Source organism: Flavobacterium lotistagni (assembly GCF_011392125.1).
In the GTDB taxonomy this organism is placed as follows: Bacteria; Bacteroidota; Bacteroidia; order Flavobacteriales; family Flavobacteriaceae; genus Flavobacterium; species Flavobacterium lotistagni.
Window position 1 is genome coordinate 311,006 of the sequence record NZ_JAAJBU010000003.1, and the last position, 6,584, is coordinate 317,589.

General features: G+C 45.0%; 3 protein-coding genes. 1 reads left to right on the plus strand and 2 read right to left on the minus strand.

The genetic code is table 11. The features are described 5' to 3' along the window. Nucleotides 1–6: 6 nt before the first annotated feature. Nucleotides 7–2,019 carry a thioredoxin domain-containing protein gene (locus G4D82_RS06085; protein WP_166335590.1) on the minus strand — a complete coding sequence of 671 codons (2,013 nt, stop codon included), beginning with the start codon at nucleotides 2,017–2,019 and terminating at the stop codon, nucleotides 7–9. Between the two features lie 153 nt (nucleotides 2,020–2,172). Continuing rightward, entirely contained in the window at nucleotides 2,173–3,069 is an 897-nt protein-coding gene (locus tag G4D82_RS06090) for a NifU family protein (RefSeq protein WP_166335592.1), read from the minus strand. 100 nt (nucleotides 3,070–3,169) lie between these two features. On the opposite strand from G4D82_RS06090, the gene G4D82_RS06095 reads away from it, so the two are divergent. Next, on the plus strand, nucleotides 3,170–6,584 hold a 3,415-nt coding region (locus G4D82_RS06095; RefSeq protein ID WP_166335594.1), incomplete at its 3' end, for a choice-of-anchor L domain-containing protein.

Genomic DNA, 6,584 nt, shown 5'->3' on the forward strand with positions numbered 1-6,584 from the left:
TCATTTTCAAGAAACTAATTCTTTCAAAGCGCAGTTAAAATCAGTTTGTGGCCAATGGCAACTTTTGTTTTGGCAGACGTAAAATAAATCTTCTTCAGGTTGGAACCGATTCGATAAAAAAGGCAATTCACTGTTTTTAGAAGTGCCAGCTAGCAAAACATTCGGAAAATATTGTACTGAAAACTTTTCACTGAAATGGATAGCTTTCGGGCTACAAACGGCAAGTTCTTTTTGCTCGGGTGAAAAATTCATAGCAGCCTCTAACCAGTTCGAAAATCCCGACGGATAGTCAATAGTGGGAAGGATTTTCTTGGTCATCGAGCGGCTGATTTTCTCGTAATAAGCATGATGGAAATAAACACTTAACCGGTATAAATTCTTCGCCATAATGGAGTTGGAAGCAGCAATCACATTGTCTTCGGTTTCAAAATGCGAAGCAAACAGAGGCTCGTCAAGTGCAGATTTAAAACGGAACAAACCGAGCTTTTCCTCGTAAAAATGCTCAAGGCTGTAATCCGTCAGTTGCTTGGCATTTTGAAGCCATTGCTCATCGAATGTGACTTCATACAATGCAGAGAACGCTTCGATGACGATGGCATAGTCTTCTAAAAACGCATTGATGCTGGCTTGGTCGTTTTTATAGTTGCGCCACAAATGGCCGTCTGCCGACCAAAGTTTATTGACAATGAAATTTGCGTTAGCTAGTGCGGTTTTTAAATAGTCTGGATATTGTAATGCTTTGTAAGCGTCAACAAAACCTTTGAGCATGAGCGCGTTCCAAGAAGTTAAACATTTGTCGTCGAGCCTCGGTTTTGGGCGATTTTCCCGGATTTCAAACAGTTGTTTTTCCCATGCTTTTTTGCGAGATTGAATGTCAACAATGGCAAGATTGTTTTGCTTGGCGATGGTTTCTAAAGATTGGCTTTGAATCAAAACATAATGGTCGTGTTCCCAATGTCCGAAAGGATTGATGTTGAAAACGATGCGAAACAAATCAAAATCTTCTTGAAGGATTTGCTGCAGTTCTTCTTCGGTCCAGACATAAAATGCACCTTCTTCGAGTTTTCCGGATGGGTTGAGGCTGTCGGCATCAAGTGCACTATAGAAAGCCCCTTCAGCAGTAAGCCATTCACGAGAAACGAACGCTAAGGTCTTTTCGATGACTTCTTTATACAATGGATTTTTGGTGCGTTTGTAAGCATCGGCATAAAGCGAAACCAGTTGACCGTTGTCATAGAGCATTTTCTCGAAGTGCGGCACATGCCATTTCATATCGACTGAATAGCGCGAGAATCCGCCGTCAATTGTGTCGAACAAACCGCCGTAAGCCATTTTGGTCAACGTCAAATCGACAAAATCTAGTAAATCCTGATCGTTGTTTTGATGGCCGTAACGCATTAGAAAAGCGTAGTTGTTGGGCATCATGAACTTGGGCGCGCGCGCCATGCCTCCGAATTCGTGGTCAAAACTTTTTTTCCATTTTTCGATAAGTGGCGAAAAATAGTCGGTGGTGTTTTCGTTTTGCGTCTCGGGAATGATCGACAATTGGTTGAGTCCGGTTTGCAGTTTTTCGGCGTAATCGAGCATTTTTTCCGGTTGCGACTGATACATTTCCTGCAACTGTTCGAGCGCGTTGATCCACTGGTTTTTGCGGAAATAAGTCCCGCCCCAAATTGGCCTTCCGTCTGGAAGTGTAATCATGTTGAGTGGCCAGCCGCCTTGCCCGGTCATGATTTGAACGGCTTTCATGTAAACAGCATCGACATCGGGGCGTTCTTCGCGATCGACCTTGATACTCGTGAAATTTGCGTTCATGGTTTGTGCTACTTCATCGTCTTCAAAACTTTCGTGTTCCATGACGTGGCACCAATGACAGGCAGAATAGCCGATACTTACGATGATGAGCTTATTACTGGTTTTGGCTTGGGTTAAAGTGGTTTCGTTCCAGGCTTTCCAATGCACCGGATTGTTGGCGTGTTGCAATAGGTAAGGGCTAGTTTCTTTCGAGAGTTCGTTCATGAGTTGGAAGTGATTGTTGGGATAAAAGCCCTAGCCCGGATGGCAGCGGCTATCCTTTTGTGCTGGGGTTCAGCGCAAAAGATAATAGCGTACAGCCGGATCAGCTTCTGATAAAAAAGCACCTCTAAAAGAAACGCTTAAAATTATAATTTCTTAGCCATTCAATGCCTCGACCTTGATTTCCTGGTCTTGCAGCATGTCTTTGAGCATGTTCTCGATGCCGCTTTTGAGCGTGAAAGTGGATGAAGGGCAACCGTTGCACGCGCCTTGCAACACCACTTTGACGCGTTTGTCATTCGGGTCGTAGGAATCAAATAGAATGTTTCCTCCATCGGCTGCTACGGCTGGCTTGACGTATTCTTCAAGGATGTTGACAATTTGCTGAGAAGTCGTGTCGAGCTGGTCGAAATTTTCGATTTTCTGCTTCTCGGCTTTGGGCGTGGCGAGGTAACTTTCTTCGAGCACCGTGCCGCCGTTTTCAATGAATTGTTTGATGAACGTGCGCACTTCGAGCGTGATTTCGTTCCAGTCGTAAGAGTCGTATTTGCTCACTGAAATGTAATTCTCGTCGATGAAAACTTCTTTGACAAAAGGGAATTCGAACAAAGCTTTGGCTAGTGGCGACGGGCTGGTTTGGTCGATGTTTTTGAATTCTACCGCATTTTTGGTGACCATTTTATTGACCACGAATTTAAGTGTGGACGGATTCGGAGTGGTTTCGCCGTAAACGGTAACGGGTTGTTTTTGAGCGGAAGCTTCGTCGATTTTGACAATCACGCCACCTTGGTTGACGAAGTTTTCGATTTGTTCGGCCACGGCTTCCTGAACATCGTTCCACTCGACAATACTGTAGCGTTCGATGGCGACGAAGTTCCCGGAAATGTAAACGGTTTTTACAAAGGGCAAATAGAAAAGTTGTTGGGCTAGTGGTGAAGATTTTGCCTCGTCGATATTCTTGAATTCGAAGCTTTGGTTTTGGGTAATAAAGTCAGGAAATTCGAATTTGAGAATCGTCGGGTTTTGGGTTTCTTTTATGCTGATTTTAATCATGATAGGCTATTTTTTTGCAAATTTAACGAAGATATGTTGTGCATTTATCTATATTTGGGCAATTAAGCATTTATTTAACTTTTTGTTGGGTTTTAAAGGGATGAGGAAAAATTTACTAGTTCTGTTTTTATTGTTGGGAGTGGCCACCCAAGCACAATTGATTATTAACAACACTGCCCGTACACCGGCTTCTTTGGTTCAGGATGTGTTGGTAGGTAATGGGGTAGTGCCTTTCAATATCAAGTTCAACCGGTCTGCTGCACAAGCGGCGGCCATTAGAGATCAAGCGGCAGAGTTCAGTACGAATTTCAACCCGACCAATTTGGGTCTCGATGCCGGAATCTTGCTCACCACTGGTAAGGCAACTGTAGCCAACGGTGCGAATAATGCCGCTAATAGTTCCGACCCAACAGCGACGGTAACGCAAGGTGACGCAGACTTAGCTTTACTTTCTGGGCAAGCGATCAATAATGTGGCGTTGTTGGAATTTGATTTCGTAGCTACCGGATTGGTGCTCAATTTCGATTACGTTTTTGCTTCTGAAGAGTATCCTGAATGGACGGCTTCTGCATTTAATGATACGTTTGGTTTTTTTCTCAGTGGTCCAGGGTTGGCGGGTCCTTATGCTGGCGGGGCGATTAATATTGCGTTAATTCCAACCACAACAACAGCCTCCAATGTGGTATCCATCGGCAATGTCAACAACGGAATAGCCAACGGAGGGCCTTGCCGAAATTGTACTTATTATGTGGCCAACGGTATCGGTAATACACCTGGAGCTAATCCGCATTTGCAGTATGACGGTTTTACCAGACCTTTACGCGCTACAGCTCCTCTGATTTGTGGGCAAACCTATCATATTAAACTAGCGATTGCCAATGCTGGTCCGGGCAATGACAACTTGTTTGATTCGGGTGTTTTTATCAAGAATTTCCGCATTGAGCCATTGCAATTGTCTGTTAGTGGCGGTTTCTTTGGCGACACGGTTACGCTTTGTTATGGTACGGTAGCAACGATTAATTCCGGAGTTACCCCAAGCGCGAACCTGATCAAATGGTATAAAGATGGCGTTTTGATTGCTGGGGAAACGACGCCTGATTTGCCTTTAACCGAAGCTGGAGTTTACACTTTTGAAGAATACACCCCGAGCGGATGTAGGCTAGCAGTGGATGATATCACGGTAGTTTACAGTCCGGAAATTCCGGCCACACCGCCGTTAGATTTGAATTTGTGTACTTCTGCCCCAGGGCCTTATATTTTTAATATTGATCAGACTGCCCGTATCACCTCGACATTAAACCCAGCAGATTATTTCATTACTTATTACAACACCAATGCTGGAGGTGAGGCAACATATGGCTTACCTACAGGAATTATCCCTGATGCGGATTTGGCGACTTACTCTATTTCGAGTACTTCGGCAACCATTTATGTTCGGATTGAAGATATCGGAACCGGATCAGGTTGCGTATCGGTAAAACCTTTTAATCTGAACGTGATTCCCGGGCCATCGGGAACTATTTCGTATAGCGCGAGTCCGTATTGCAACAACCAGTTGACTCCCCAATCTGTTACTAATACCGCTTTGACTCCGGGCGGAACTTATTCCGCTACTCCGCCGGGTTTGATTATCGATCCGAACACCGGAGCAATAACTCCTTTTGGAAGTGCGGTAAATACCTATACGGTTAAGTATGAAATTCTTCCTACTGGCGGCTGTCCTTATTTTTCTACGACAGCACCCGTTACTATTGACAATTGTACTTGTACCGTTACGGCTTCATCAACGACCCAGTCGGTTTGTGTGGGAAATACCATTACTCCAATAACCTATACCTCTTCAACGGGCGCTACTACTGGTTCAGTTCCTCTAGCTGATTTGCCGCCAGGTGTTATTGGGTCTTTCTCTGCGGGGACATTTACGGTTTCCGGAACGCCTACAACAGCCGGAACTTATACTTTTACCGTAACATTAGAAACCGGAATTACGGATTCTTGCACCGCGACTACCACTATCGAAGTAAAGCCGATTCCAACTGTCAGTATTTCCGGGACGACAACAGTTTGCTCTGGGGATACAGCTCAGATTACTTTCACCGGAACTCCGGGCACTATCGTAAATTACCTGATTAACAATTCTGGTGCTAATCAAACCATTGCTTTAAACGCAGCAGGAACCGCAACTTTAACTACACTGCCTATAACAGCCACCACTACTTTCGATTTGGTAAGTGTTGAAACAGGAGGAACGCCCAATTGCAGTCAAACAGTTTCAGGTTCAGTAACAGTGATGATGAAACCAACGCCAACTGCTACTATTTCGGGAACGACAACTATTTGTTCTGGAACCGGAACGACGGTCAGTTTTACTGGAACGCCCAATGCGATTGTAACCTATAATATTGATGGAGGAGCCAACCAAACCATCACTTTGGATGCGACGGGAAATGCCGGTATTTCTACTGGAAATCTAACGGGTGATAAGACATATAATATTGTTCGTGTTGAAACCGGAGGAATACCTAACTGTAGTCAAGTATTGACTGGCTCAGTATTGATAACGGTTAAACCACTCCCCACGGCCACCCTATCGTCAGGCACTACGATTTGTTCAGGCACGAGCACAACCTTGACTATCACGGGCACCCCGGGCGCTACGGTAACTTATAACGTTGGAACAGGTCCGAACACTACCACGAACTTAGATGCTTCGGGTAACGCGACAATCAACACGGGTACTTTAACAACCGCGACGACCTACAATTTAATCAGCATTGATTCTAACGGCACACCGAATTGCAGCCAGAGCCTTACGGGTTCTTCGACCATTAGCATCACCAACCTGCCAACGGTGTCTATCTCTAGTAGCACAACGATTTGTTCAGGCGACACTGCTACGATAACCTTTACCGGTACGCCCAATGCTACAGTGACTTACTTGATAAACAATACCGGTTCGGCTCAGAGTATTACTTTGGACGGAGCAGGAACAGCTAGTTTTACGACTTTACCATTAACATCAACCACTACATTTGATTTGGTGGATGTATCTGTAGGAGCGAGTTGTAGTCAAACCCAAACCGGATCGGTTACTATTACTGTAATAGCGCTTCCTACAGCGAGTATCTCTGGAGCCACGACGATTTGCGCCGGAACAGGAACCACGATTAGTTTCACCGGTACAAGCAATGCGATAGTGAATTATGACATCAATGGCGGCACCAGCCAGAGTATTACTTTGGATGCTACGGGCAATGCGAGTATCGCCACGGGCAATCTCACTTCAGATACGACATATAATATTCTTAGTGTTGAAACCGGCGGCACCCCGAACTGTAGCCAGATCTTGACGGGTTCGGTTTTGGTGAGTGTGATTCAGATTCCAACCGCCACGATATCGGGCACGACGACGATTTGCTCTGGAGGTACTACTACTATTAGTTTCACCGGAACGCCGAATGCCACAGTAAATTATCAAATCAACGCTAGTGGAGCGAATATCCCCATCACATTGG